Source organism: Micromonospora sp. DH14, from assembly GCF_029809455.1.
Lineage (GTDB): Bacteria > Actinomycetota > Actinomycetes > Mycobacteriales > Micromonosporaceae > Micromonospora > Micromonospora parva.
The window spans coordinates 1-717 of sequence record NZ_JARVKT010000078.1; the positions used below are offsets into that span (position 1 = coordinate 1).

At 67.8% G+C, this 717-nt stretch carries 2 protein-coding genes; both read left to right on the plus strand.

Annotation, left to right across the window (positions count from 1 at the left end; all coding sequences use genetic code 11):
- Positions 1–365: cellulose binding domain-containing protein (locus QCZ28_RS34410; RefSeq protein ID WP_279520524.1), on the plus strand; the 365-nt coding region annotated here is incomplete at its 5' end.
- Between the two features lie 39 nt (positions 366–404).
- The coding region (locus tag QCZ28_RS34415) for an endo-1,4-beta-xylanase (RefSeq protein WP_279520525.1) at positions 405–717 on the plus strand (313 nt) is incomplete at its 3' end.

Here is a 717-nt window from a genome sequence, read left to right on the forward strand (position 1 = left end):
CCCCACCCCCGACCACTCCGCCGCCGACGACCCCGCCGCCGAGTGAGGGTGCCTGCCGGGTCGGCTACACGGTCAACGCCTGGAACAACGGCCTCACCGCGAGTGTGGCCATCACCAACACCGGCACCACCGCCGTGAACGGCTGGGCGCTGACCTTCACCCTGCCCAGCGGGCAGCGCATCACCGGCGGCTGGAACGCCCAGTACGCGCCGACGAGCGGTGCGGTGACCGCCCGCAACGTCTCCTACAACGGCACCATCGCACCGAACGCGTCGGTCGAGATCGGCTTCCAGGCCACGCACGAGGGCGGCACCGGCAAGCCCGCTTCGTTCGCTCTCAACGGTGCCGCCTGTTCGGTGTCCTGATTTCCCCTTCCACCCCACCACCCGAGAAGGAGTCACACGATGCGAAATGCGAGATGGAAGGCGGCATCGAGAGCCGCCATCGCACTGACCAGCGCGGGGGCCCTCGCCGCCGGTATGGCGATGTTCATGACCGCGCCGGCCGCCGCCGGTACGACGCTCGGCGCGTCGGCCGCGGAGAAGGGGCGGTACTTCGGTACGGCGGTGGCCGCCAGCAGGCTCTCAGACAGTGCGTACACGACGATTTTGAACCGTGAGTTCAATTCGGTGACGCCTGAGAATGAGATGAAGATCGACGCGACGGAGCCGCAGCAGGGTCGGTTCAGTTATGGGGCGGCCGATCAGATTGTCAGTC